We start from the raw sequence: 25,600 nt of genomic DNA, 5'->3' as shown, positions 1-25,600 counted from the left end.
GAAAGGTGTCACTTTGCCGAGATACCATCAGCCATATCAACAGGTTTAAACAAGCAATTCTTTGTATATTTCATCCATATCCTTCAACACATTTTCGGTGGAATATTTTTGTATAGCAGCTAAACTTGCATTTTTCATCTCCAATCTTAATTCCCGATCCGAATAAATTTGGAGAATTCTTTCGGCAAACTGCTCAGGCAAGCCATCGTTTATGACAAATCCGTTATCCCCATCCTTGACCAGATCAGTGTTCCCCCTGCAGCCGCTCACCACTAAAGGCAAGCCGGTCGCCATCGCTTCCATAACGTTCACCGGCAAACCCTCTTGGAGAGAGGAAGATACGGCAACATCGGCAATTATCATCAATTTGTCGACATCATCTCTGAATCCCATCAACTCGATATGATCGTTTAGTTGAAGCTTATTTATCAGACTTTGATAGCGTTCCTGATTGGGGCCTTTACCGATCAAGAGCAGCTTACTATTGGGGATATCCCTCACTAATTTTTCCATTGCTGCGATCAGCAAATCTTGATGTTTCCTGTTGCTCAGTTCGGCTGCGTATACCAGGATGAACATTTCTGGATCGAATCCATATTGCCGGCGCACCCTATTTTTTTCCATTTCTGTCTGAACAGTAAATTTATTCAGATTAACCCCTACGCCGTTCACTAACCGTATCTTTCTGGACTTGAATTTTTTTTGAGCGCGTTCGTAATCTTCCTTATTCATGGTGATCAGCACATCCGTATACCCAGCTAACCATTTTTCTATCGGGTAGTAAGTCAGCCAATTTTTTACTGGTGCCCCCTCAAAAAAATGGAACCCATGGGCTGTATAAATTACCTTGACACCCTTGCTCCCCCTATTGCAGGCAAGTCTTGCTAATGTGGATGCTATTGGCGTGTGCGTATGCACCCATTCATACCCCCCGTCCTCAATTAGTTTTTTTAGATTTCGATATGCCACGAAATTACTTTTCTTTAGAGGCGAACGTCTAAAGTCCATGGGGAATACCCTGCACCCGCGGTCCAATAAAGTCGGATTGATCGGCTTACTTATATTACAAGCCATGTCTACTTGATGTCCCGAATCCAATAACATTTCTATGTGCGGCACTAAAAATGAATTGATTGTTGCTGATGTAGTTGAAACATACAGAATTTTCATTTATTTGTCCTCCTTGCGTTACGTTTTTTGGAAATAATCCGCCGGACTGATTGCCGTATTTGTCATCTCCTCGCTCGATAATGCTTCGTTGTCAGCCATTTTTTTATTAGCGAGAATATTCAGAATGACAAATATCATCCAAAAAAGCGGTTGTCTTTGGTTCAACAAGGTAAGACTTTCGACGAATAGCGCCAGTATCACCGCGACATTGCTCACTGATAAGATGCGTATATTTTTGTAACACCATATCAAAAACAACATTGTCGGCACGATACCGTAATAAAAGAAAATACTTAATGCCGTCGAATGTACTTCGAGATCCGTATAAGCTTTATCAAATCTGGCATAATACCCTTCCCCAGCTCCAAAAATGGTTTTCTCTGGATAAAGTATCAGTTTGTCTATTCCCCTTTCCTGGATATTAGTTGAACCCCCATTGTTATCGCTCGATTTATCCAGCTTTTGTTCCACTCGCACTATGATAGATGATTGCGAAAAGGTTGTGATGTAATCATCTATCTTTGCGCTGAATAGCAAGCCCATGATCAATGAAGCAATGATAAACAAAAGAACTTTCACATTGTAATCATGATTAATGACTTTTGCGACCTTCATTAAGACCTGGACTGTATAGAACACCGCAATACCCAAAAACATCCCAGTGGAAGAGGTCAGGAAAATCAAGCCGACCGCCATTATGTGATAAGCTATATGGAGCTTGGCATTTCTTATTTCGCTAATTGTAAAAGCGGTGATCAAAGACATGAATATGAAGAACGCCATCTGATTCGGGTCATTGAAAGTTCCCATGTATCGGTTTTCTGAATAAAATCTGCCAAATTTCAATACATATATGAGCACTTGGATAATAATGTTCAGTTTGCAGACCTTTTCCAAAATCATTAGAAATCCTTCATCGTCTGCATAAATTCTAAAAACCACTACAATCAGAAAATTGTACATATAGTAAATGGATGAAATCATAAATCCAAACTTTCCGTACATCAGAAAATAAATCAGATTTATGCCGAAAACCAAAGTGACAAAATACAGCAACCATTTATCCGCCTTGTCGATCGTTATTTTATCCCCTTTCTTCACGATAAGAAGGTACAGGATGAAAGAAGCAATAAAAAATAGATCAGATATTTGAATTCCTCCTGAAGGGAAAAAATAAAATGGTTTCAACAGCAAAAATGCAAGAAAAAGATAATGATGTATATACAAAAGAAACACCTCACTTAACTGAGCGTTGTAATCCGCTAGTTTTTCCCTTTGATTCCCCGATATACCTGTCTGACGGCGCTGTACAGCCCCAGTTGCTTCAATGCCTTGAAGGCAGCTACCCTTATGCGATAATTTATGAGCCTGTACTCCCGGTTGAGTGCCACTCGGGATTTTGACCATCCCGCATGACTGTTCGTCTCCTCGTTGGTCAGGCCCGCGATCAATTTTAGGTCCATCAAGTCCTTGCCACGGTTTCTCGCCGCCTTGTATTTTTTCAGAACATCCAGCGTAATGAATTTGATATCGTTATAGACCAAATAATTGTCAGGGTTGTAGATCAGATCATCCAGCTGTTTATCGTAGTATCCAGCATAAGCCTGGTTATTTTCGCAGCCTTCATTTTCCAGAACTTCGTAATCAGGTTTCAGTGTGAAAAAATCGATATCGCCGATATCCCGTAATCCATAGACACCCAATACGCCGCTGGAGGCAACAATAAAGTCATCCGGCTCATAATGATGTTCCATCAAGGCTGCCTTGAATTCGGACACTTTCTTGTTGAAATCCGTATAAATCAACGGTTTCCCGCGGAACAGATAATCCAATGAATTCCGATTCAAAGTCAGATTGGCCAATCTGATCGTTTCCGCTTGATTGTCCGTGATATGGATTGAGTGCGTGCCAATTTTGAAGATCTCCCTGATATTCTGCTTCATGTTGAAGATAGCCTCAAAAGTAGGCGATTCGAGAATATAGATGGTCGTTTCATTTCCCCACAAGTAGCAATTTTTGGTCTTGCCTTTGGACCCTTCATATTGGCTTTCCGAGGTTCCGGTCCAATCCTCCTTCATGTAGACCTGTGCTATGAAATTATTCAAAGCCTCAAAACCCATATTTATTTTCTTTGAATAAATGATTTTGCAGCTGCTCTCCATCAAAGCCAGCATCTGATCCATTTGCTGTTTTTTGTCGCCGGCAGCAGGCCAGACGCTTGCAAAATAGGTGTTCGGGTTCATTTTGCAGTATTCCAGGACAAGATAATCGATGTATTTTTCATCCAGGAGCCGCTTACGGAAATATTCGGCATCAAACCGGAGATACAGTTCGGGAAAACGAATGATCGGGAGCTTCAATCCAAAGTAGATGGCGATCGCTGTCCTGTGGGCTCCGTCCATGATGACGTTGTCTTTTCCTACCGGAACGATCGATTTCGCTGCATCAAATCCAGTATGCTTGATCGTGTCGATCAAATGATCGAAGGTTTCAAAGTACTTATCGATCGAATTTTTTGCCTGATTGCCGCTTTCAGCATTGATTCCGAATGTGAATGCTTCGATGTGGTTTCTGTACAGTGCCTTGATAAAATCAGTGTTTTGGCCTTTTTCTCTGCATTCAATATATTTGATTTTGGCAACCAAATCCAACCGTTCGCCGGTAAGGAGCGTCTTGGCATCGACCTCTTCGAGGGTGTAATCCTGCGTCTTATCTATCTTGTACGTATCACAAAAGTACTCCGTTAATTCATTTTGGATTTTCATAAATGTTCGCCTCCTGAAATACCTTCTCTCAGTGCCAATTCATTTTAAAATTGCTTTCTATCTGCTTTTTCGGTCCCCTCGAATGCTTCCATCGTTACGGATTTTTCAGAACTGATGCCTTCCTTCGCTACAACCTTCTTTATGGTCCTCAGAATGATTTTCAAATCACCCAGCAAACTGAGGCTCTCAATATATTTTACATCCAAATTAAACTTGTCTTCCCAGCTGATTGCGTTCCTGCCGCTGACTTGCGCCAAACCAGTCAACCCTGGTCTTACTTCGTGGCGCCTTCTTTGTTGACTGTTATAGAGTGGCAGGTACTTGACCAGCAAAGGTCTTGGCCCTACGATCGCCATATCGCCTTTCAGGATATTGAACAATTCCGGCAACTCATCCAGACTTGTCGCTCTCAGAAGCCTGCCGAACTTTGTCAGCCGCTCCCGATCCGGCAATAATTTTCCGCTTTCGTCTTTTTTATCTGTCATCGTTTTGAACTTATACAAGGTAAAGATTCTCTCATTCAACCCGGGGCGTTGCTGCCGATAAATGATTGGGCTTCCGAGCTCCGCTCTCACCAGCACAGCCAAGGTCAGTAAAATTGGACTTAAGAGAACGAGTGCAACAAGTGTCACTGCAAAATCCAACAGTCGCTTCCCATAATGCTGATAGAACCTCATCATCCACACCCCTTTTTCAATCTGCTTCGTTTCAAACGCGGTACTCCATTTTGACTGGCACACAATCAGCATATATGCAGTTATATGACAATTGTCTATCAGACAAAACGGATGCAGATCTGCGTTGGACAACAACCAAAAACCAGCTGACACGGAAAAAGACAAGTATGACCTTGACTTTCTCCGCAAGCATTTCCCCTTGCACACCATTAAACATTGGATCCGGCAACGCCATATTTGCCAAAGCCTGGGTCCAGATTGAGCCTTTGCCGCAGTTCCTTGGAACTCATGACCTCTTTCTCGTTTGCTGAAATGATTTTGTGGATTCTGTTCAGAAGTTCCATGTTCGTCGCTAATTTCGTCCGATTTTCGTCATACCAGAAGTTATCCTCCAGTCCTACGCGTACGCCCCAGCCCATGGTGATCCCCAGAGAATTCATTTTAAATTGATCGGTGCCAACTGCGCCTAACGAAAAAATGCTGTCTTCGGGAATATCCTTCAGCATGCATCCGATATGCAACAAATCCCCTTGAGCGCAAGCGATGTTGCCCAAAATCAGGTTAACGTAATAAGGCGCAACCACCGCCCCTTTTTTGATCAGATAGTTGCAATAATTGACCATCCCCAAATCGAAGGCCTCCAACTCGGGCCGGATGCCGTTTTCTTTCATCACTTCAGCCAAGGAAACGATCATGGAAGGCTCATTTACGCTGGTGGTTCGGTTAAAGTTCAGCGAGCTGAGTGTCAGGCTGCCCATATCGGGCTTCAAATCTCCTTGAAGCGACAAAACGTCCGATCTGGCTTCCAAAGTATTGAAGTTCCTTCCGGATGTCGAAGCACAGATGACAAGTTCCGGAGCGAATTGCCGTATGCCCGCAATGATTTCCGCATAAACTTCCTTTCGATATGTCGGTTTTTCATCCTCGCTGTTTCTGGCATGCACATGCACCATGGAAATCCCCAATTCCCAAGCTTGTCTGACCTCACGGATGATTTCTTCAGGTGAAACGGGTACAAAAGGGGTATCTTTTTTGGTTGGAATCATGCCAGTCGGGGTGAAATTCACAATTATTTTGTCCATGTTATAGGTTCACCTTTAGCCCTTCCTTATGGTAACTCAAAACTCTGCTTGGATTTCCCACATTCCTGGAAAAGGGTTCCGTATTTCTTATCACGACACTTCCCGCACCCACGAGACTCTCTTCCGAAACAGTGATTTTGTTAAGGATTGTGGCATTCAGACCGATGTAGCAATTGTTCTCGATGCGGCACTCTCCGCCGATCGTGCAACCTGACGTGATGACATTGTTGTTTCCAACCGTAAATTCATGACCTACATACACTTGTTGCCGGATGATATTGCACGAGCCCATGTGACCTCTATGACCCAGGAATGCTTGTTCAAAAATGATATTGTTATCTCCCATTTCTACACCTGGCGAAACAATGCTGGACGGGCTGATATAATTCCGTAGCCTATACCCTAAGGCTTTCGCTTTTGTATACATCCCCTCCCGATTGCGCATATCATGAAAAGAAGTTGTCAAAACAATCATATCGTATGAAGATGGTGGGAAACGTTCAGTGATCGTTTCCATCGCCACCATCGGTAAACCTAAGTAAAATCCCGTTTCATCCACATATGCTTCATCTGCGGCAAATGCCTCAATTTTAAAATCTGGGTGTTTCAAGGAATCATAATACAGCATTTCTGCTAAAAATTTGCTTCCATAGACGATTACCGGATTACTCATTTTTTGAATTCGCCTCCCAATGATCATTGCCATTCAGGCAGGTTTTTCTTCTTTTCGACCCATCAGCTCCAGTCAAGCAGGCATTCAACATTTGAAACACCGAATGTCGGTATCCCTAACTGCTCTTTCACCCTTTTCCGCTCTGCATAGGCATGGTCAATGAATATACTCGGCTTGCTGTTATCCATGAATACATATTTCTCGGAATTTTCGGGCACTTCAATGATGCCAGCAAACAAATCCTCGTTCAGGTGCTGTTTCTTCAACGTCTCCCGGATATCGGGAGCATGCTTCGTAATCAGAACAATTTCTTTGTTCTCGTTCAGGCATTGATACAAAAACTGCATCATTTGCGTATTGTGTTTTTCCTGGTTGAAGACTATGGTATCATCAAAACCTACATAAACACGCTCATACCGCAGATTCAATTTGTAGCGATCGATATAGTTTTTATCCGCTGTGATTTCATATTTGTTGGGCGTTATGTCCACATCCATGCCGTCAAAGTCACATAATGCCAGCAACGGCAAATTGACATCCAAGTTTTTGCTTACCCCGTATGTACCTGCAAAGCGGGTGGAAATTTCCAATAATTTGTACTGGCCGTCTTTATCCTTTTTACATTGGAAAAACCAATAACCCCTGAATTCAATTTCGGATGAAAGGGCCTCGGCTATCCGTTTTATTTCTTCCGTCATCGTGATTGTTGTCGATCGTGCGCTGATTCCGTTGAAGATACGGCTTCTCGTGCGCGGTTGCGCGAACAATAATTCCCGCTTGCTGTTGGTGAAGCAGTCCACCGTGATCTCCTCACCCGGCAAGTATTCGCACAAAACATAGCTTATTTTGGGATCCAATAATTTCTCCAGTTGTTCGGCCGAAGAAATCACAAAGGCGTCTCTCGATCCTGATCCAACATCATTCTTGGCGAACAAAGGGAATTCCGCATCCCCCTGTGCCATGTCATAGGTTTTGGGAACAAAAGGGAAGCTTTTTAATTGCTCGTAAGTCTTGCTTTTGTAGCGGCACAGTTCAGCTGTTTTGAAAGGGGAGCACACAACAGTCGCCCTAATTTCATCTTGTCTTTCCATTAAGCTGAACGCAGCGGTGTCATGGGCAGGTATGATGAAATCAATGCTTTCGTTTTGAATTACCTGGTTCAATGCTTCAATAAAATGCTCCTCGTATATGAACGGCAAATCAGTGATGGCATCTTTGCTGATGAATTCGCTGTGATCGCTTCTGCTCGATCCCAAGATGGGCCGATACTGCAGGCTGTTATGCAGTGAAAAATAGATCTGCGAGGCAGAATATTCTCCTCCCGGAAAGATCAAAACATTTTTTCTCGTCATTCTTTTCACCTCCCGCTTTTAGTCGCTGATTCCATCCTCTTTCAGGGTGTGGAAATGATTTTCGCCGGATTGCCGAAAACCGTCGTATTCGCCTTAACATTTTTGAGGACGATGCTCCCCGCGCCGACTCTGGCGTTTTCGGCGACCCGCACACTCGGCAGCAGCCGAGCGCCGCTCCCCAAAAATACGCCATCTTCCAAAGCAGAAAAGCCCATCAGATCGCTGAAGCCGCTGATGACGCAGCCCTTGCCAACGGAGACATCGTGGCCGACGCTGACGTAGGAATTCACAACCGAAAAATCAGTGATTTTTGCATCCGTCGAAATGATCGCATAAGGCCCAACGATGACGCCCCTTCCGATTTCACAAGTGTCCGCCAACAATGCGGTCGGATGGATCACCGTCGCAAATACCGCCCCTTTATCCAAAAGGACAGGGCAGATGTCTGCGATAACCTCCGCATCGCCTATGGCACAGATGACCTCTTCGCCGGCTTTGGGTTCATAATCTTTTACGGTTCCGACGATTTTAGCGGAAACTTTGTAGTTATCCAACGCATGGCTGTTGTCATCCAAAAAGCCGATGTCATCCCAGCGCTTCTCTGCCTTTTCCTGATCCAAAACCCACTGGTACGTTTCGCGGCCAAGACCGCCTGCTCCGACTATCAACAGTGTTTTCAATTGGTTGTCCTCCCTTATTCGGCTTTTCTTCTTGATTGGATCAAATCTGCGATATCCCCGACAGTCGTCAGGCCTTTCAGATCGTCGTTGCCGATTTTCACGCCGTAGCTTTCCTCTGCCATGATTTGGGTGGACAACAACCCAAGGGAGTCCCAGCCTTCGTAATCATCCAACGAATCTTCCCTGTTCACTTCAGGCACTTCCAAAATTTCCGCAAATTCCTCATAGAAGTTCTCCATGATCCCTCTCCTCCTAGATCCTAATATTCAATCATCCGGCAAAAATCCAATTTCCCGATATCCATCAGCATCGCGCTGCAGGAAAGGCCGACCCCAAAACCGGACAGGCACACTTTATAGGAATCCGTCAGGAGTTTTTCGCCGAGATTGAAGGCCATATTTACAGGAATGGTCACGCTGCTGGAGTTCCCGAAGTTTTCAACCACATTGTTCGGAAGTTTTTCGCGCGCTACTTCCATCTTATCGGCTAATTTTTCAAGCATAAACCGGTTCGGCTGGTGGAACATGAAATAATCAATGTCCTCTTTCGATGTTTCCGCAACCGCAAGCAACTCCTCGACCAGTGGCGGTACTTCTGTCTGCACAAAGTTGAATACCGCTTCCCCGTTCATTTTGAGATGATCCAAGCTTCGGAAATTTCCGGCCTCATCCACTTCCATCACACCGGTCTCGCTTGTGGAAGGCAGCCGCATGCCGCCTGCAGGGATGATCAGTTCCTTGTAGCCTGACCCGTCCATCTTGAGGTTCGCCTGGATCCGTTTATTGTCGATGCTTCTTTCGAGGATTGTCACGGACGCCGCATCGCCGATCAGCGGATAGCTGCCTCGGTCACGTTTTGAGGTCCTGCGGCTGAGCACGTCCGCATTCAACAGGGCCACTTTTTTGATTGATTCCTGCTCCAACAGGTTGAACCCCTGGATCAGCCCCACCAAATAACCGGCGCAGCCTTGGTTGATGTCCAAGCAAAGCATATCCTGCTTCAGCCCCAATTCCCCTTGGATGACGTTGCTCGTCGGAGGCATATGATAATCAGGCGTCTGGGTGACGAGTATCAGGGCATCGATGTCATCGCCGCTGATCAGGCCTTCCTCCAGCAGATGCCTCATCCCGAAAATGCAGAGGTCCGACACGCTGGTGTCCCCTACTACAATCCGGTGCTTCTCATAGCCCATAATTTTCTTCAGCTTCATGGACTGCTTGACGGAGAAATTATAGTTTTCCGCTTCATCCTCGAATGCCACTTCGTTTTGCGGCAAGACAGTCAGAATGCCGCTGATCCGTTTGTTTTCATAGTTGAAGTTCATACAATCCCACCACTCTTTCTTACCAGATCCGCAATCGATTCCAGACTGCTGAAGTTTTCCGCCAAGATATCGCTCCCATCCACAGAAACCGGGTAAGCGCTCTCCAACTCCGACACCAACACGATGATGTCGAAAGAATCAAGCATTCCGTTTGCGATGAAATCACCTGCATGTTCCCAATCGCATTCCGGACGTATATCCTTCAGTATCTCCACAATTTTCCCCATGTGGCTCTCCTCCTCCCTATGCCTTTGTCCGTCACTAACTGTGCAACCACTCCGCAGCCAGTGTCTTTCTGTCGATTTTCCCGTTCTTGTTCAGCGGCAACTGTTCCAGCATGATGATTTTGGTCGGGATCATGTATTTCGGCAGCAGCGGCGCCAATTCCTTTCTGATCGTCGCTTTCCCGAGATCGCTGGATCCTTCATAAAACATCGTGATTTCTTTCCTGTCCGAGTTGTAGATGACGCAGGAATTATGGATGCCACTCAGACTAAGCAAGGCCGTTTCGATCTCGCCCAGTTCAATCCGGTACCCCATATACTTGATCTGGGTGTCCTTCCTGCCGACATAGATGATTTCATTGTATTCGTTGATGTAGACCAGATCTCCGGTGCGATAGATGCGGTCGAAATAATGGTTGTTGAGCGGGTTTTGGGTGAAGACCTGATCGCTCTTGGCCGCATCGTTCCAATAGCCTAGAGCGATGGAGCTGCCCCGCACACACAGTTCGCCCATCTCGCTTCCGGTCACTTCCTGATTCTCCTCATTCAGGATGAGGACATCGGCATTCCGGCATGGAAATCCGATCGGCAGCCGTTCACTGTCCTCGAAAGCCCGCTCGACCTTGTAATACGTGCAGTCCACCGTGATTTCGGTCGGCCCGTAGAGGTTGGCGAACAGGGCATCCGGAAGCTTGCTGCGCCAATAGTTGAGGTGCTTGTTCGGCATCGCTTCTCCGGCGAACAGAACCTTTTCCAGGGGGCAGGTATCGACATGATCCAATGCTTTCGTGTTGGCCACGTTGATCAACACCGACGGCACCCAGAAGACGAAATTGATGTTCTTTGAGGCGACGTATTCCATCAGCTTGACGGGGAAGGCGAAATGGTGTTCCGGAATGATGACAAGTGTTGCTGCTGTGGCTAAACAGAGATAGATGTCCAAGGTTGAATTATCGAAGTAAAAAGGGGATTGGCTGCCGATGATTTCTTTCGGGCTGATGTCGAAGCAGGCCACAGCCCAATCGATGTAGTTGATGACACCTTTGTGGGAGATGACGACGCCTTTTGGGGTGCCCGTCGATCCTGAGGTGTGGATGATGTAGATGGGATCTGTATCGATGAGTCCGTCCAGTCGCCCGAGCACCTCCTCATTGTCAAAGAATGTGGATGCGTCGTAGGCCTCCTCGATGCCAATGAGGTTTTCGGCGGCTACGCCCATCGCAAGCAGGGATTCCGCATAGGCTTGCGAAGTGATGACCAGCGGATCCTCCAGGTGTTCCAGGATGTTGATGATCCTCGCGGCAGGAGAATGGACATCAAGCGGAGCATAGATGTTCCCGCTGTATAGGATACCCATAAAAGCTACGAGGCTGTCGGCGCTTTTCGGCAAAAATACAGCGATAGGCTTTTTCATGTCATCCGACCTGCTGCGGATGGAAAGACTCAGCCTTTTGGAGCATTGCTCCCAGTCGCCGAAACTCAGTTCTCTTTCCTCATCCCTGATGGCCGTTTTGTACCTGTACTGCAAAAGCGTGTCCTCAAAGTACTCCAAAACATTTTTTTTCATTCAAATCAGCCTCCATTTTTAAGTGTGGCGATAGACTCAAACAAACGAAACGCACGATCAAATGATTTTATATTATGACTGCCTCAATATTTCCGGAAACGCTCTTGCCTTTGCGCGACAATTTCGGTTGGGCTCAATCGTCGCCATTTCCTCAACGAGCTTATCAGCTCCGTTTTCAGATCCGGCAACAACTCCTCAGGCCTTCTTTCCGGTATGATTCTGTCGATTATCTCCAACTTAAGCAAGTCATTCGGCGTCAGCTTCATGACGAGCGCGGCTTCCTCCGATCGGGAGCTTTCCTTCCATAAAATTGAAGCGAATCCTTCCGGCGATAGGACGGAATACATGCTGTTCTCGAGCATCCATACCTCGTTGCCCATCGCCAAAGCCAAGGCCCCGCCGCTTCCCCCTTCACCGATGAAGATGGCAATCAAAGGCACTTTCACTCGGCTCATGACCAGCAACGATTCGGAGATGGCATCTCCTATTCCGCGTTCTTCCGACTCGACATCGCAAAAAGCCCCCGCAGTGTTGATGAAGGTAATGATTGGGCGGTTAAACTTATCCGCTTGGCGCATCAATCGGATCGCCTTCCGATACCCTTCTGGATGCGGCGATCCAAAGTTCCGATAGACATTCTCCTGCACATCATGCCCTTTCTGGGTACCGATAATGGTAACCGGCCTGCCATCAAGGCTGGCGATACCGCCTACAATCGCAGGATCATCACCGAAACGCCTGTCCCCGTGGAATTCGATGAAGTCCTCAAAAATGCCATCAATCACCTCTAAGGCCGTCAAGCGTGAAATGCTCCTTGCCCCCTTTATGATTTGCTGCACATCATTCATCTTCATCACCCACTTCTCCAGGCTCATGTAATGCCAATATATGCTGCAATGTTTTCCTTAGATCTTTTCTGATGACAATTTTATCGATGAAGCCATTCTCCAGTGCTTTTTCCGCTGTCTGAAAACCTTCCGGTACTTTTACTTTGATGGTCTGTTCGATGACCCTTTTGCCGGCAAAACCCACCGTGGATCTTGCTTCAGCCAGAATGATATCCCCTTGCGTCGCAAAACTTGCGGTCACCCCGCCCGTCGTCGGATCCGTCAGTACGGCGATATACAGGAGCCCCGCATCGCTATGGTTGGATACCGCTATGCTCACTTTGGCCATCTGCATCAGAGACATGATGCCTTCCTGCATTCTGGCTCCACCGGAAGCTGTGAAGACGATGATCGGCAAGCGTTCTTCGGTCGCACGTTCGAATACCTGCGTAATCTTCTCACCGACAACTTTCCCAACACTTGCCATGATGAAATTGGAATCCATCACGCACAAAGCGACCCTTTTCTTATCGATGGCAGCCGTTCCGGTAACGACAGCCTCATCCAAACCTGTTCGCCATTTGGCATCCTGCAATTTTTCATCATAATCCGGAAAATCTAAGGGATTTTGAGTAGGCATGACCGTGTTCCATTCATCAAAGGTGCCTTCATCAATGATCAGGCTCAGACGCTCACCAGCCGTAATCCGATAATGATAGTTGCAGTGCGGACATACCTTCGCCTTTCCCAAGGACTTGCTGTAAATGATCGTTTGGCACTGGGGACATTTTTCCCATAAGCCGACTGGAACGATGGGATTCCGCCCGTCATTTTCATCAGTAGCGCGCTTTATGGGAAAGAGATGGCGGTTGCGAAATGATTCCATATTATCACCTCTTTTTTTGCGATCTGAATGGCGTGCAAGGAAACAAATAAGGGTTGAGGTTGGATGTTGCTGCTGTTGATGGATTTTTGGATGAAATTTTTGATGGAGTCGTCGCGCGGTGTTCCGCGATAGTTAAGGTGGGGTAATTTGACTTCGCTTTGAAGACAAGTTGTGGGTGAAAGTTTGGAGGTAAGAATCAGCTGGTGATGTCTATTTCCGCGTTCGTTGCGGTTGTAAACAATCTATTAAGAGGGAATTGCTGAGATGGTTAGGATACTGAATCTATTATTACGATGAATGCAAAAGAGGAAATTTATACTGGTATATGTCTACTTGAATTCTAACACATTTCCCTTATTTCTTAAACTCTTATTGCCTATTACTACCCAAAAGATTTATTCTTGATGAATGCCGCTGATCCAGTCCAGCACAAAAAAATGTGCCACCTCATTCATGATCAAAGTCACGCGAATGCGGTGGCACTTCCTCCAAAACTTTAGTAGAGGTCCCTTTGCTCCCAAGTGATATTATTCTGACTATCAATGGTAATCTTGGTATAGCTTCCGACTGTGTAGACATTCGGTTTCAGGATCAACCCCGGAAAATCAGCTCCGAAGAACAAATCCTGGTAAGTATTTGATGGATGCTCGTGTCCGAAAATACCCTGCACTTTCTCAAGGTTGGGGTTTGAGTTCAACGCGTTCAGCACGATTTGGTTGAACGCATATGCGGTAGGCCCATCGTAATTATTTCTGAGATAATTGTGGGGAGCCGTGTGCGCCACAATGAGAGCCAACGGACTGGTGGTGCTGTTCAGTTGCCCCGCAGCCCAATCCAATTTCGTCCGGAATCCACTGCTTTCTACACGGTTCGTATCCACGTCCAAGAGCAGGAAGCTGATGTCCCCAAGCGAAATCTCCTGGGCATAGCTGAACTTGTTATTATCGATAGTTGTCCTCGTGTTATAGCCGAACATGGTTGCCACTGATGCGTAGGTAGTGTTGTCAAAATCATGGTTCCCCGGCACAAACAGTTTGGGCAGGGAGATACTGTTCCAGGCGGCCAGGAACGAATTCCAATCGGAAGGTCCGGCAGTCCCATCGCCCAAATGCAAAACAAAATCCGGCTGATCCGCATTCGCAATTGTCGCAAAGGATTGCATTCTTTGCGTACGTTCCGAGACAGTCGGCGCCGTCACAAAGGTGCCTTCCGCTGTCATCCATACGCCTTGTTCCTCAGCAGCGACGATGCTGCTTCTGGAGAGGGTCGCCTCTTCGAGGGAAGCTATGCTTGTTTCCAAAGAAAGATGTGTATCGGCGATGGCGTAGATCACGTACGTATCGTCTGAATAAGTCCCCACCAGAACAATCTCTTCGACCGGAGCCGTGGTTACCCGTGCTACTTCCACTCTGCCCGTTTCCACACCGTTCGTGTAGGTAACGTCGTACGTCACCGTATCGTAGCCGTCAACGCCGTACTGTTGGATCACCCTTTCACCCTTCGGCAAGGTGGCATCCTCCTGCTCGAACGTTTGGTAGGCCACTACCTGCTCTACTGCGGTTGTCCGTTCTGTCACGACCAGATCAGGCCCTACCCGGACGATCTCATCAACCGGTGCCGTAGTTATCCGCGATACTTCCACTCTGCCCGTTTCCTCGCCGTTCGTGTAGGTCACATCATACGTCACTGTATCGTAGCCGTCAGCTCCAGCCTGCTCGATCACCCGTTCACCCGCCGACAAGCTGGCATCCTCCTGTTCCAGCGTTTGGTAAGCAACAGCTTTCTCTGTAACGGTTATCCGCTCCGTCACGATCTGCTGAGTCCCCACTCGGACGATCTCATCGATCGGCGCCGTCGTCACCCGCGAAACCTCAACGCGGCCCGTTTCTACGCCGTCCGTGTAGGTCACCTCATACGTCACCGTATCATAGCCGTCAACGCCAGCTTGGATTATTTGTGTTTCACCAGCGGGGAATGTATTGTCCAACTGCTCGATTCGTGCGTAACTGACTTTGTTTGTGGTCAACGTTTCTGTTCTGACTTCCGTTACCGGAAGCTCATAGCCATATATCTCGATTTCGACATAGTGGTTCCACCCGGTCACAGTGCTGCCATTGGAGTAAAATCTTGCATACTGGGCGTTCACCGCATTGAAGGAAATCATCTTCCCGGAACTCGATTCTTTATATTCACTGTCCATCCCCACACCCAAGCCCGCGCTGCCGTCCTTGTCGTTATTAAAAACGGTCACCGCACCGCTGGAAAAGGTTGGGTCATTCGAGAGCTGCACGATCACATCCCGGTAGGTTCTGCCATCACTAAAATAATGCCATAATTTGATGGCGTAGAGCTCATGGGCTGCGCCCAGATTCAGCTGTACCCAATGCAAGCCCGGAACCGACTTCGCAGCTTTGCTGGAATTAGTCGTCAGGCCGTCGGTTATGTACGGGATGCCGGAAAAGGTGATAGAACTGCTGATTGTGCTTGCCGGTGCCAGGTTTACTGTTGGCACCACCTGAATTCCAACGCCGTACACTTCGATTTCGACATAGTGATTCCACCCGGTCACATTGCTCCCGTTGGTGTAAAATCTTGCATAACGGGCGTTCACGGGATTAAAGGAAAGTGTCTTCCCGAAGCTCGATTCTTTATATTCACTGTCCGTCCCCACACCCAAGCCTGCGCTGCCGTCACTGTCGTTATTAAAAACGGTCACCACACCGCTGGAAAAGGTTGGATCATTCGAGAGCTGTATGACCACATCCCGGTAGATTCTGCCATCACCAAAATAATGCCATAACTTGATGGAGCTGAGCTGATGGACAGCGCCCAGATCCAGCTGTACCCAATGCAGGCCCGGACCCGCTTTCGCAGCTCTGGCCGTACTGCTCGTCTGACCATCGTTAATGTACGACATGCCCGAAAAGGTGACAGAGCTGCTGATTATGCTTGTCGGTGCCAGGTTTACCGTTGGCTCCGCCAGCAAAGCGAGTTCGCCGATTCCATTGATTGGATTCGTTGTTGTGGTTTTGTTTAAAGGACCCGACGTAGCCGCATGCACTTGAACTGTTCCTAAACCAATTGCAAACAATGAAAATAATAGAAATAATTTTAACCAGTTTATTCGCTTGAAATCATTCATTTTTAAACATCCCCTTCAATTGCCTAGCGACAGAGAGACCGCTTTCTCAAAAAAAGTTCGTTGCCAAAAGAATAGAGTGATATTTGCAGGAACCCCCCCCTCCAAATCAGGTTGTGCGCAGCTTGAATTCTGCAAAGCTACGGATATTTTGGCTCTTATACTAACTTGGCGAGATGATGTCAGGACGAAAATACGTTGGCTCTAACGCAATCAGGTGGCTTATTCTGCTTGGATATGCCGGGTCAAGGATCCGAATTGCCTTTTGGTTCCTCGGAGCATGTGCCAGCGAAAGTAGGATGTGAAAAGTAGGATGTGGCGGGATTCTGTTCGGTTTTTCGGATGAGGGATGATACGGTATGGCGTGGGATGAAAATGTATGGCGGAATGATAGAATGTCGTGGATGATGATGTATGGCGCGGGATGAAAAGGTGTCGTGGATGACGGAGCGAGTGGTGTTCTTGCTGATTTTCACCGTTTTGACGAAAAAGCAGCCTCATGAACGGAGCATGTCTTATAATTGCATTGTACTACACCCTTTCTCTGCAATCCAATTCTATGCTACGGCCGGGGACAAAACTGTAACCTCCGGCCAGTTTTCTTTTCATCGGAAATCACGCTCTCCTCCGGTGAACGGTTCTTTCGCCGGAGAAGAACCCCCAACAAGCCTATCACCTCCGGACAGCCAGGCTTCGCCGAACTTAAGCTACCCGAAAATTAGTCAGCTCCGGCCAAGCATTTCTTCATCGAAGTTGCCGGAGTTGCCCAAATGTAAAAATAGCCTGGAAACACTGTCACAATTCAGTGTCTCCAGGCTATTTATTTTTCCAGCGCGTCCATGCTTCTCTGGCACCAACATAGAGCAGGATACCGAGGGCTGCGCCCGAACCGTCGATGAGGACATCCTTCAGCAGCGGGCCACGGCCGGGCACGAATACTTGATGGAATTCATCGCTGATGGCATACGCCACACAGAGCAGCAAGCTCGTACGCCTCTGTTTCCAGGCGGTCGCGGTGGAGGCCTCGTTCTTCATCGCATGCGAAACCAGAAAACCGAGAATCAGATAAGCGATGAAGTGGGCGGATTTCCGCATCAATCGGCCAGCGTAGGCAAAGCTGGTGTCCTGCACGAAATCAACGAATAGGAACAAGCCGATTGCCAGCACCAAAAAAATAGCGGTTCCGCCGATGATCCAGCGCTTTTTGATGCCAAAAAGCTTCGGTTCATCCTCCTGCGTTTCCAACAGATAGATCAGCAGCAAGATGCCTGCCATAAACACGACCGTCCCCTGTGCACGCGTAAAATACGCGATGAATGCAGAAAGCTGATTGAGCGCGTCCGCGAGGAAGCGTGTCACGCTTCCGCTTAAAACGATGGACTGGTCCGCCGGCTGCGCCGAAAGGATGAAGATGACAATCATCCAGGCAATTACCGGCAGCCAATCGTAATAGCGTCGCTCCTTTTTCACCGGCAGCGCCTCCTTTCGATTCCGATTGAATGTTCCTTTCAGTATATCAGAAAGCTGCCTGCCGTTGTAGTCCGTCGGCCGAATATTTTGCGCTCTGGCGTTCTCTCCTCCGGTGAGCGGCGGGCTCGTCGCAGGTGGTGCCGATTTGTGCGGCTGTCCTCCGGGGAAGCTTCCCTCGCCGGAGTTGGTGCGTCACTTCCCAAGGTTACCTCCGGGGACGCACGGCTTCGCCGGAGGTGGGCTGCCTTCAGCGGCCGGAGCAGCCGGCCAGGCATGCATGCTTTCTCACACAAAAAAACAATCTGCACCATCACAATCTTAAGTGATGGTGCGGATCGTTTTTTATTACTGCGTCTCTTCGGAACCAGCCACATAGTAAAACAACTCAAAAGTGAATGTACCGCTGAAAGACTCCTCGGCAAGCTTTTCAAACCCAAAAGAATAGATATTCCAGATGCGGTCTAATCCCTCGAGTCTTTCGACTAGCCTCTGCATGTTGCCAGCAGTGTTGCTTGTCATTTCAACTGCGTAAGTGCTCTTCATGTAACTTTCATCAAGTCCTTCGATCGGTTGAGGTTCACCTACACGTGCTATCTGTTGCACAATGACGTTCTCCTCAGCAGCGGTCTGTTCCAGAATGACCAGCTGTTGATTAACCTTTTCGCCTTCAGGTAAAAATCCCCAGGTTTCTTCATATTTTTGCCTGTAGTCATCCAGCAAGGTTTGTTCTGGTGGATATTCGGCCTTCAAGCGCGTTTGTTCATTTACCTGTTGCGCTACAAGATCAGCTTGCGCCTTAATCGGATCGAGAAAATACACTTGACCGAAAATGAAAGTCGCCAGAACCAGCAGCCCCATCACAAAGGCCAGTACAAATGACATGCGATTCCATTTCAGCTTCATGAAAGAACCTCCTCTCTCAAAGCTGCTTCATCAAGTTGCAGCCAGAGCTCAACCGTCGAACCCGCTCCATCCAGTTGATTTTCCATGCGTATGAATTGAACATCGGAGACATACACCAGTGCTTTGAAATTTTCGACAACTTCGGAAATCTCCGTAACCGTCAAGCCTTCCAAAACTAAGGTGATTTGATTCGTTTCATTCTTATTTAAAATGGTCACATGCTGTTCCCCATTTGGAACTTGTTCAACGATTGCTTTTGTTACGTAGGACATTGGATATTGCTTCGCTTCAAAAGTGGCTTTATTTTCTGCCACTTGTTCCGTCAAGTGCGCGTATTCTTGCATTTGCCGTGAAACCATTAGCTGTTCTTCCTCGGCTTGAAGCCACTCCTGGTCACGCATTTCCGCTTTTGTGTAATACGCTTGCGCTGAGAAGAAATAAATGCCTACAAGAACAAGCAGGAAAAGGAAAGCACCGCCCAGCACATAAGGAAGAAAGTTTCTCTGTTTTTTCTCAAAAAAATTGACTTCAAACATGTTAGTTTTCCTCCTGTACTTGTTTTCTGGTGCGCTTCACTTTTTTCTGAGCATCCTTCTTCGGAGCGGCTGCATGTTTCTCTTTCGATGCAAGCCCGTATAACGGCAAAAATTTGGAACTGATTTCTTCAGAGGCCTGCAGAATATGAATCGGCAGGAAAAAGCGCTGGGATAATTGCTCCCTTACTTTTTCCAGATAAGGAAAATCGCCCGTCAAAAATATGTCCGTCACTCCACCATGGCCGTTCATCACAGAATAGCGATAAAACTCCAGCAATCGTTCCAAAACATCCAGCACATCCGTGATTGCCTCTTCAAAAGAGTCTTGATCATCCTTCCAGATCCATTCGCCTTCTTTGGTCACATCCCATAAGTCAACCAAGCGGGCCAATCGCGAATGGCGGGAAAATTTGGGCAGGTTTTGATGAAAAACCATGATTGTATGATCCACAGGACTCCATTGCAGCACCATCACATGCTTATCGGGACTCTGTTGCAAGTCATTTTGTTGCAGGATGGTCCGGTAAAGGCACAGTGAAGAAATATCCGCTGAGACTGGATTCAAGGTTACCTTTTGCAATAAGGATTCGTATTGAAAAATGACTTCTTGCGGATAGAGCATCAGCAGAATGGTCTGCTCCATATCACCAACTTCAAGCAACTCAAAATGAAAACGCGTCTCCTTAAACGGGGAACGGATCAGCTGGCCCATATGCAGCGCGACGTAAGCCTTGATTTCTGAAGGTGCCAGCTGTGCCGGTATTTTTTCTTCACGCACTATGACAAAATCGTCCGGCAAGAGGATGGCTGTTTGCGCATTTTTCCATTTTTTTTCGGTCACTAATGCGTTCAAGCGATTTTCAAGCAATGAAGGATTGATGACTCTCCCTTCATGAAGGATTTCGGTATCAAACAGGATCTCGTTTTGTTCCAGGACTGTGCGGGATTGCGCATCCATGACCAAATAGCGGATCCGTCTTTCCAAAAATTCAAAATAAAGCAATGGTTTTTTCTGAAATAACATAACCTACCTCCTTTCATATCCGAAACACAATCAGCGATCCCACTCAGCTAAGGAGTGAAAGATACCACTGAATGATCGTTTCTCCATAATAAAAAACAGTTACTGCAGCCAGACTGATATAGGGACCAAACGGAATGGTCATTTTTCGATCGCCGCCTTTTAGCTTCATGATGATCATCCCAGTGATTGCTCCGTAAAGCGTGGCCAAAAAGAAAAGCAACAAAAAATGATAAGGTCCGAAAATAAAGCCCAATAAAGTGAAGTATTTCAGATCACCTGCACCCATGCCTCCATTAGATACGAGGATAATCACAAACACTAAACCAAACGCCAGACCGGCTCCCATTAAGGACTCCCATAGAGAAGGCTGCGGGTACAGGATGCGCAGACCCACAAAAAATGGCGTGAAAAACAAAAGTAACTTATTTGGGATTTTCCTGTAGGCCAAATCCGATACCGTGATCGGAATGATGAGCGCAATCAGCAGCAAGCCCAGAAACGTTTGTTCATTCCAACCATAGCGATAGAAAGAAATGGCCGCCAGGATCCCGGTCGCCAGCTCCATGATTGGGTACAGAAGCGATATTTTCTCACTGCATTGACTGCATTTCCCTCTTTGGCGCAAAAAAGACCAGACAGGAATCAATTCTTTCCAAGTCAAGGTACGCTGGCACGTGTCGCAATAGGAACGCGTTTGAGCCAAAAACGTCCCGTTCGGCACCCGCAACCCCACCACATTAAAGAAAGATCCAAATACCAAGCCGTAGATGAAAAAAACTATGGTTACGATTGTATGCATGAAAAAACTCCTAGTAAGCAAGAAAGACTCCACGAAGGAGTCTTTCTACATATTTGAATGGGTGTTGATTTTTTATGTGTTAGTTAGATCCCTCTGTTCCCACTTACTTAAGGTGCTATTTTTTAGCGGCTATTTCGTATTGTTTACCAGTTTTTGTGACCGTATAAACTGGTGCATCATCTTCTTGTTCTTCAAGAAATCCATCTGTAATTAATTTATCAGTATCTACAGGTAATGTTCCTCCTTGTAGTTCATACATTTGAGCAGCATCCATAACTAACTCTTTTTGAGCATCTATTGTATCTTCTTCAGCACCATCTATCACATTCCCAATCAAAGGAATTGAAATACCCACGATAAGTCCCAAGATTACAATAACCCCTAGTAATTCAACTAATGTGAACCCGCCTTCTTTTTTCAACAACTGTTTGATTTTATTTCTCATATTCTTTTCCTCCGTTTTTTATTCTATTTTTGTTACTGTTTGTTTATTAAAAAAACTCACTTCTTAAACCAACAGAAGTTTATTTCTATTTCAAATCATACAACAATTATTTTGCACATGCAATATATTCAGCTCTAAATTATCCAAAAGTTTCAAACATGCTGAACATCGGTACAACGATGGAAAGTACGATGACACCTACGACTCCTGAAAGGAAAATAATCATAATAGGTTCGATCAATGCTTGCATTTTATCGGACGCCTCCTGCACTTCCTGATCGTAGATTTCCGAAACTTTTTTCAGCATCTCATCCAACTCCCCGCTCGATTCCCCGACTTGGATCATCTGAATGATCAACGGCGGGAAAAACCAATGATCGACCATCGGCTTCGCCAGCGATTCGCCTTGCTCGACATCTTTTTGCGCCTGCAACAGCACATTTTCAACCACACGATTTCCCACTACTTTACTGGTAACTTCGATGGCCTGCAGAATCGGGACCGAACTGTTGATCAAAGAACTCAGTGTCTGCGTCATCCGCGCCAACAGCGTTTTCTGGATGAACATCCCCAAAATAGGGACCTTCAGCTGCAGCACATCGAACACGTAAGCGACTTGCTCTTTTTTCCCAAGCTGAATGATGACTGCCGCGAGCAAGCCCATCAACAAGAGCACCATCCACCAGTAATACTGAAGCAAGCCGCTCAATGTCAGGACCATTCGGGTGATTGCAGGTAATTCACTGCCCATGGAGGCAAACATATCCCCGAATATCGGCACGATGAACACCAACAGAAAGGCTGTGATGAGGAAGGCCAATACCGATACCACAAGCGGATAGGTCATGGCTGTCGAAATTTTTTGTTTGATACGGTGCTGCTTTTCATAGTAGTCGGCCATTTGTTGGAGCACTTCCTCCAAACGCCCGCTTACCTCGGCTGAGTGGATCATATGAATCAATAAGTCAGGAAACAATTTCGGCTTTTTGGCCATCGCTTCAGACAAGGCCACGCCTTCGCGTATTTCCTCCGATAATTCCTCCAATGCTTCTTTGAGTGCTAAGCTTGTCGATTGGGCGGCAAGGAGATCCAACGCATCCACAAGTAAAATGCCTGCGTTCATCAAAGAGGAAAACTGTCTCAGAAATACAATAAAATCCTTTGATTTCAAAGAGGTACGAAAATTGATGTCCTTGTTCAAGACAGCGTTCAGCGCATCCACTTCAAAGACGATCAGGTCCATATGTCTGAGTTCATTCAGGGCTTCTTTTTTATTAGTGCCCTCTATTTTCCCCTTCATCAGTTTTCCATCTCTAGTTTTGGCTTTGTAGGCAAAAACGGCCATCCTTACCCTCCTTCCTTATTCAACGATTTTTTTCTTCTACTATATTAATAGATGCGACCGGCTGATTATTTCTTCTTCGACGAGCCGCTTGATGCTCATCTCCATGGTGTGCATCCCTTGATCAAGGGATGTCTGCAGCACATTGGGGATTTGATGCATTTTTTCAGCCCGGATCAAATTCTTGATTGCTGGATTGTTGACCAACATTTCGGTTGCTGCCACGCGACCGTCAGACTTCTTGGTCGGCAGTAGTCGCTGCGACAAGATGCCCAAGAGCACATTCGCCAACATCAAACGGATCTGATCCCTTTGCCCTGCTGGGAAAACATCAATCATCCGTTCAATGCTGCCGGCTGCATCCGAGGTGTGCAACGTCCCCAAAACCAAATGCCCCGTTTCTGATGCCGTGATGGCCGTGGAGATGGTATCCATATCACGCAACTCCCCCACCAGAATGACATCGGGATCTTGGCGCAGACTTGCACGCAGACCTTCTTTGAATGATAAGGTATCGAATCCGACTTCCCTCTGTTCAATAAGAGATTGCTTATGCATATGCAAGTATTCGATGGGGTCTTCCAAGGTAATGATGTGTCGGTTCATCGTTTCGTTCACATAATCGATCAGTGCCGCCAAAGAGGTGCTTTTCCCGCTGCCAGTTGGACCCGTCACTAAAAAAAGTCCGTGTGGTTGTTGAACCAATTTTTTCGCGATGGCGGGAAGGCCTAGGCTTTCCACACTGGGAATTTCTTTGGAAATGATCCGGAAAGCAAGCGAAAGCGCACTGCGTTGATAGAACGCATTCACCCGGAATCGGGCAATGTCAGGGATGCCATAAGAAAAATCAATTTCCCGTTTCTGTTCCAGCGTCTCCCACATGTCCTCGCTCAGGATAGTTTTCGCAAACTGTTCCGTATCCTGAGGCGTGAGGGGAGCTTGTTTTTGGGGAATCAGCTTTCCATCCACCCGGAAGACCGGTGCAGAACCTACGACAAGATGGACATCAGAGGCATTTTTTTCATAGGCGGCTGTCAATATCGTATCGACTTGTTCCATTATTTCCGCCCTCTTATTCATTGATTGAAGCAACCCGCAACACCTCTTCCAATGTGGTCTTGCCCGCTTTCACTTTTATCAAGCCATCGTCAACCAAAAAGCGGATACCTTGCTGCTTGATATGTTGCTTGATTTCCTGGATGGACGCCTGATTCATCATCAGCTGCCTTATTTCTTCCGTGATCACAATCAATTCATGGATGGCCATCCGCCCACGGTATCCGGTATGACGGCAAACATCACAGCCTCTGCCGAAGGTGATCGTGTCGATTGTCTGGTTGCGCCGCTCAAATATTTCCCGTTCGACCGGCGTTGCCTCTCTGGTGTCGGCACAATCTTTACAGATGGTTTTGACGAGCCGTTGCGCTACGACACCACTCAAGGCAGATACAATCAAGTAGGGTTCAATCCCCATATCGAGCAAGCGGGGAATGGCCTCAATGGCGCTGTTGGTATGCAGCGTGCTGAACACCAAGTGACCCGTCAGAGCCGCACGCACACTGTTCTCAGCCGTTTCTTTATCGCGGATTTCCCCCACCATGATGATATTTGGATCTTGACGCAAGACGGAACGCAATCCGGTCGCGAAGGTCAGTCCGATCTGGGCATTGACTTGGACTTGGTTGATGCCCTCGAGTTGATACTCAACCGGGTCTTCGATCGTGATGATATTACTTTCTGGATGGTTCAATTCATTGATGGAACCGTACAGCGTAGACGTTTTTCCTGAACCTGTCGGACCTGTCAACAAGATCAATCCCGAAGGTTGGGCAATCAATTCCCGATAATCGGCTAAAATATCACCCTCCAGGCCGATATCCTCCACTTTTCTGAACATATTGGACATATCCAATACCCGCAAGACAATTTTTTCACCAAAAACGGTCGGCAAGGTAGCTACACGCAAATTCACCCGTTTACCCAAAACGGTTGTGCTGATACGCCCGTCCTGGGGCAGACGTGTCTCCGTAACGTTCAGTCCCGCTATGATTTTGATCCGAGCAACCAAAGCGTTCATCAAGGTTTTCGGCAAAGGACGTTCATTCCGGAGCAGGCCATCCACGCGATAGCGGACGGATACTTGACGTTCGGTCTGATCCAGATGAATATCAGATGCCCGCAGCGATACGCCTGTTTCCAGCAGTTGATTGAAGATCCTTACTGCTGGAGCATCTTCCCCCTCAACGTACTCAATACTCACTTCTTTTGAGTCGTATAAGCGGTTGATTGTCTGCAGCAAGTCATCCCGTGTCGCTATCACCGGTCTGACGGCATAGCCAGTGGAAAATTCCAGCTCCTCAATGGCATAAAAGTCCAAGGGATCATTCATTGCCACAATCAAGCGGTTATGCTCTTTTTTGATCGGGAGCAATAATTTCGACCGTGCAAAATCTTTTGATATCAGCTCCACTACAGACATATCAATCGGATATTGGTACAAGGACACACTTTCTAGTTTCAATTGGATTTCCAGTGCATCCAGCAGTTGTTTCTCGGTGATGTACCCTTGATCAACCAACAGATCCCCTAGTTTTCCGTCCTGCTTTTTCATGCTGAGTGCTTCCACAATCTGCAGTTCCGTTATGAGACCCGCTTCTTTCAATAAATCCCCTAATTTTTTCTTCTTAAAATCCGCCACGCTATCCCACCTTTCTG

Annotated in this window: 23 protein-coding genes; all 23 read right to left on the bottom strand. The window is 46.8% G+C overall.

What is annotated here, in order from left to right:
• Positions 1 to 45 precede the first annotated feature (45 nt).
• A complete protein-coding gene (locus BM184_RS07700; protein WP_086942949.1) occupies positions 46 to 1,170 on the bottom strand; it encodes a glycosyltransferase family 4 protein in 1,125 nt (374 codons plus the stop codon).
• A gap of 1,262 nt (positions 1,171 to 2,432) precedes the next feature.
• Complete coding sequence (locus BM184_RS15535; RefSeq protein ID WP_086942947.1) at positions 2,433 to 3,935, bottom strand: hypothetical protein; 1,503 nt, start codon at positions 3,933 to 3,935, stop codon at positions 2,433 to 2,435.
• 44 nt (positions 3,936 to 3,979) lie between these two features.
• Positions 3,980 to 4,615: a sugar transferase gene (locus BM184_RS07685; protein WP_086942946.1), complete on the bottom strand. Its 636-nt coding sequence runs from the start codon at positions 4,613 to 4,615 to the stop codon at positions 3,980 to 3,982.
• Between the two features lie 206 nt (positions 4,616 to 4,821).
• A complete protein-coding gene (locus tag BM184_RS07680; RefSeq protein WP_086942945.1) occupies positions 4,822 to 5,694 on the bottom strand; it encodes a beta-keto acid cleavage family enzyme in 873 nt (290 codons plus the stop codon).
• 1 nt (position 5,695) lies between these two features.
• On the bottom strand, positions 5,696 to 6,367 hold the full coding sequence (locus BM184_RS07675) for an LbetaH domain-containing protein (protein ID WP_086942944.1): 672 nt from the start codon (positions 6,365 to 6,367) through the stop codon (positions 5,696 to 5,698).
• Positions 6,368 to 6,429: 62 nt separating this feature from the next.
• A complete protein-coding gene (locus BM184_RS07670) occupies positions 6,430 to 7,719 on the bottom strand; it encodes an ATP-grasp domain-containing protein (protein WP_086942943.1) in 1,290 nt (429 codons plus the stop codon).
• A 41-nt stretch (positions 7,720 to 7,760) separates the two neighbouring features.
• On the bottom strand, positions 7,761 to 8,399 hold the full coding sequence (locus tag BM184_RS07665; protein ID WP_160117136.1) for a NeuD/PglB/VioB family sugar acetyltransferase: 639 nt from the start codon (positions 8,397 to 8,399) through the stop codon (positions 7,761 to 7,763).
• Between the two features lie 14 nt (positions 8,400 to 8,413).
• A complete protein-coding gene (locus BM184_RS07660) occupies positions 8,414 to 8,638 on the bottom strand; it encodes an acyl carrier protein (protein WP_086942941.1) in 225 nt (74 codons plus the stop codon).
• Positions 8,639 to 8,658: 20 nt separating this feature from the next.
• On the bottom strand, positions 8,659 to 9,723 hold the full coding sequence (locus BM184_RS07655; protein WP_086942940.1) for a 3-oxoacyl-ACP synthase III family protein: 1,065 nt from the start codon (positions 9,721 to 9,723) through the stop codon (positions 8,659 to 8,661).
• A complete protein-coding gene (locus tag BM184_RS07650) occupies positions 9,720 to 9,950 on the bottom strand; it encodes a phosphopantetheine-binding protein (protein ID WP_086942939.1) in 231 nt (76 codons plus the stop codon). Before BM184_RS07650 ends, BM184_RS07655 begins: the two co-directional genes overlap by 4 nt.
• A 34-nt stretch (positions 9,951 to 9,984) precedes the next feature.
• Positions 9,985 to 11,514 carry an amino acid adenylation domain-containing protein gene (locus BM184_RS07645; RefSeq protein ID WP_086942938.1) on the bottom strand — a complete coding sequence of 510 codons (1,530 nt, stop codon included), beginning with the start codon at positions 11,512 to 11,514 and terminating at the stop codon, positions 9,985 to 9,987.
• An 83-nt stretch (positions 11,515 to 11,597) separates the two neighbouring features.
• A complete protein-coding gene (gene accA / locus BM184_RS07640; RefSeq protein ID WP_086943093.1) occupies positions 11,598 to 12,362 on the bottom strand; it encodes a carboxyltransferase subunit alpha in 765 nt (254 codons plus the stop codon).
• Positions 12,355 to 13,227: an acetyl-CoA carboxylase, carboxyltransferase subunit beta gene (gene accD, locus BM184_RS07635; protein WP_086942937.1), complete on the bottom strand. Its 873-nt coding sequence runs from the start codon at positions 13,225 to 13,227 to the stop codon at positions 12,355 to 12,357. Before accD ends, accA begins: the two co-directional genes overlap by 8 nt.
• Positions 13,228 to 13,723: 496 nt before the next feature.
• Positions 13,724 to 16,288, bottom strand: a complete 2,565-nt coding sequence (locus BM184_RS07630) for a G5 domain-containing protein (RefSeq protein ID WP_160117135.1) — start codon at positions 16,286 to 16,288, stop codon at positions 13,724 to 13,726.
• Between the two features lie 894 nt (positions 16,289 to 17,182).
• Positions 17,183 to 17,836, bottom strand: coding sequence for a VanZ family protein (locus tag BM184_RS07625; protein ID WP_086942935.1), 654 nt, complete (start codon positions 17,834 to 17,836; stop codon positions 17,183 to 17,185).
• Positions 17,837 to 18,181: 345 nt separating this feature from the next.
• A complete protein-coding gene (locus BM184_RS07620; RefSeq protein WP_086942934.1) occupies positions 18,182 to 18,739 on the bottom strand; it encodes a hypothetical protein in 558 nt (185 codons plus the stop codon).
• Positions 18,736 to 19,275, bottom strand: coding sequence for a hypothetical protein (locus tag BM184_RS07615; RefSeq protein WP_086942933.1), 540 nt, complete (start codon positions 19,273 to 19,275; stop codon positions 18,736 to 18,738). Before BM184_RS07615 ends, BM184_RS07620 begins: the two co-directional genes overlap by 4 nt.
• Position 19,276: 1 nt before the next feature.
• Positions 19,277 to 20,299, bottom strand: coding sequence for a type IV pilus biogenesis protein PilM (gene pilM / locus BM184_RS07610; RefSeq protein WP_086942932.1), 1,023 nt, complete (start codon positions 20,297 to 20,299; stop codon positions 19,277 to 19,279).
• A 43-nt stretch (positions 20,300 to 20,342) separates the two neighbouring features.
• Positions 20,343 to 21,098 (bottom strand): prepilin peptidase, encoded by a 756-nt coding sequence (locus BM184_RS07605; RefSeq protein WP_086942931.1) that lies wholly within the window; start codon positions 21,096 to 21,098, stop codon positions 20,343 to 20,345.
• A 115-nt stretch (positions 21,099 to 21,213) separates the two neighbouring features.
• Positions 21,214 to 21,543, bottom strand: a complete 330-nt coding sequence (locus BM184_RS07600; protein ID WP_086942930.1) for a competence type IV pilus major pilin ComGC — start codon at positions 21,541 to 21,543, stop codon at positions 21,214 to 21,216.
• Positions 21,544 to 21,682: 139 nt separating this feature from the next.
• Positions 21,683 to 22,888, bottom strand: a complete 1,206-nt coding sequence (locus BM184_RS07595) for a type II secretion system F family protein (protein ID WP_086942929.1) — start codon at positions 22,886 to 22,888, stop codon at positions 21,683 to 21,685.
• Positions 22,889 to 22,927: 39 nt separating this feature from the next.
• A complete protein-coding gene (locus BM184_RS07590) occupies positions 22,928 to 23,965 on the bottom strand; it encodes a type IV pilus twitching motility protein PilT (RefSeq protein WP_445790548.1) in 1,038 nt (345 codons plus the stop codon).
• Complete coding sequence (locus BM184_RS07585; protein ID WP_218151005.1) at positions 23,958 to 25,583, bottom strand: GspE/PulE family protein; 1,626 nt, start codon at positions 25,581 to 25,583, stop codon at positions 23,958 to 23,960. Before BM184_RS07585 ends, BM184_RS07590 begins: the two co-directional genes overlap by 8 nt.
• Between the last annotated feature and the right edge of the window lie 17 nt (positions 25,584 to 25,600).

It is taken from the genome of Trichococcus pasteurii, from assembly GCF_900112935.1.
GTDB classification, from domain to species: Bacteria; Bacillota; Bacilli; order Lactobacillales; family Aerococcaceae; genus Trichococcus; species Trichococcus pasteurii.
The sequence above is the reverse complement of the archived record's forward strand: the minus strand, read 5'-3'. Positions and strand labels throughout refer to the sequence as shown.

Excerpts from the sequence above, each read along its gene's own strand:
- BM184_RS07620 (WP_086942934.1), bottom strand. The coding sequence starts at position 18,739 with ATGAAGCTGAAATGGAATCGCATGTCATTTGTACTGGCCTTTGTGATG.
- BM184_RS07685 (WP_086942946.1), bottom strand. The coding sequence starts at position 4,615 with ATGATGAGGTTCTATCAGCATTATGGGAAGCGACTGTTGGATTTTGCA.
- BM184_RS07645 (WP_086942938.1), bottom strand. The coding sequence starts at position 11,514 with ATGAAAAAAAATGTTTTGGAGTACTTTGAGGACACGCTTTTGCAGTAC.
- BM184_RS07700 (WP_086942949.1), bottom strand. The coding sequence starts at position 1,170 with ATGAAAATTCTGTATGTTTCAACTACATCAGCAACAATCAATTCATTT.
- BM184_RS15535 (WP_086942947.1), bottom strand. The coding sequence starts at position 3,935 with ATGAAAATCCAAAATGAATTAACGGAGTACTTTTGTGATACGTACAAG.
- BM184_RS07670 (WP_086942943.1), bottom strand. The coding sequence starts at position 7,719 with ATGACGAGAAAAAATGTTTTGATCTTTCCGGGAGGAGAATATTCTGCC.
- BM184_RS07680 (WP_086942945.1), bottom strand. The coding sequence starts at position 5,694 with ATGGACAAAATAATTGTGAATTTCACCCCGACTGGCATGATTCCAACC.
- BM184_RS07660 (WP_086942941.1), bottom strand. The coding sequence starts at position 8,638 with ATGGAGAACTTCTATGAGGAATTTGCGGAAATTTTGGAAGTGCCTGAA.
- BM184_RS07675 (WP_086942944.1), bottom strand. The coding sequence starts at position 6,367 with ATGAGTAATCCGGTAATCGTCTATGGAAGCAAATTTTTAGCAGAAATG.
- BM184_RS07595 (WP_086942929.1), bottom strand. The coding sequence starts at position 22,888 with ATGGCCGTTTTTGCCTACAAAGCCAAAACTAGAGATGGAAAACTGATG.
- BM184_RS07650 (WP_086942939.1), bottom strand. The coding sequence starts at position 9,950 with ATGGGGAAAATTGTGGAGATACTGAAGGATATACGTCCGGAATGCGAT.
- BM184_RS07590 (WP_445790548.1), bottom strand. The coding sequence starts at position 23,965 with ATGAATAAGAGGGCGGAAATAATGGAACAAGTCGATACGATATTGACA.
- pilM (WP_086942932.1), bottom strand. The coding sequence starts at position 20,299 with ATGTTATTTCAGAAAAAACCATTGCTTTATTTTGAATTTTTGGAAAGA.
- accA (WP_086943093.1), bottom strand. The coding sequence starts at position 12,362 with ATGAATGATGTGCAGCAAATCATAAAGGGGGCAAGGAGCATTTCACGC.
- BM184_RS07605 (WP_086942931.1), bottom strand. The coding sequence starts at position 21,098 with ATGCATACAATCGTAACCATAGTTTTTTTCATCTACGGCTTGGTATTT.
- BM184_RS07615 (WP_086942933.1), bottom strand. The coding sequence starts at position 19,275 with ATGTTTGAAGTCAATTTTTTTGAGAAAAAACAGAGAAACTTTCTTCCT.
- BM184_RS07655 (WP_086942940.1), bottom strand. The coding sequence starts at position 9,723 with ATGAACTTCAACTATGAAAACAAACGGATCAGCGGCATTCTGACTGTC.
- BM184_RS07600 (WP_086942930.1), bottom strand. The coding sequence starts at position 21,543 with ATGAGAAATAAAATCAAACAGTTGTTGAAAAAAGAAGGCGGGTTCACA.
- accD (WP_086942937.1), bottom strand. The coding sequence starts at position 13,227 with ATGGAATCATTTCGCAACCGCCATCTCTTTCCCATAAAGCGCGCTACT.